1 pseudogene is annotated in these 803 nt (G+C 55.9%); it reads right to left on the bottom strand.

Features of this window, described 5'->3' with window-relative positions:
- Positions 1-514 (bottom strand): annotated as a pseudogene (locus BG60_RS36170) (IS5-like element ISPst7 family transposase); the annotation flags it as partial.
- Between the last annotated feature and the right edge of the window lie 289 nt (positions 515-803).

Genomic DNA, 803 nt, shown 5'->3' with positions numbered 1-803 from the left:
AATACTGGTTTCCCTTCTTGGTCTGGTGCATTTCCGGGTCGCGCTTGCCGTCCTTGTTCTTGGTCGAACTGGGCGCATTGATCAGCGTTGCATCGACGATGGTGCCCTGGCGCAGCGACAGGCCGCGGTCGCCCAGATAGCCATTGATGACAGCGAGGATGCCGGCCGCCAGCTCGTGTTTCTCCAGCAAGCGGCGGAAGTTGAGAATGGTGGTTTCGTCGGGGATGCGCTCCAGGTTCAGCCCGGCAAACTGGCGCAGGATCGTGGTTTCGTACAGCGCTTCCTCCATCGCTGGATCGCTGTAGCCGAACCAGTTCTGCAGCAGATGCACACGCAGCATCGCCATCAACGGGTAGGCCGGACGGCCACCTTCACCTTTCGGATAATGTGGCTCGATCAAAGCAATCAAGCCCTTCCACGGCACCACCCGATCCATCTCGATCAGGAACAACTCCTTGCGGGTTTGCTTGCGCTTGCCAGCGTACTCGGCGTCGGCGAAGGTCATCTGCTTCATCGGGAAACTCGGTGGGTGGGGTCGCGGTATTTTGCCAAATCAGAAAGTCTTTTTCAGAGTTTCCCTAGGGCTGAAAGCTAGCGACCTAGTGCTAGATTCGACTCAGCTAGGTGCGAAAAACCAGGATGGGATGCTTTCAGCTCAGATTCGCCTCGGCTTTGACGAGGGTCCCGATACTGTGTTGGAGATCAATAAAGCGGGTTGGAAACCGCAGACATCGTTTTTGCGTCCCCCAGTGTTTGCCTATGGCGCATTTCGCCAGTACCAAAAAAATAGCGATAAATTCAAG

The organism is Caballeronia zhejiangensis, assembly GCF_000698575.1.
In the GTDB taxonomy this organism is placed as follows: Bacteria; Pseudomonadota; Gammaproteobacteria; order Burkholderiales; family Burkholderiaceae; genus Caballeronia; species Caballeronia zhejiangensis.
The sequence above is the reverse complement of the archived record's forward strand: the minus strand, read 5'-3'. Positions and strand labels throughout refer to the sequence as shown.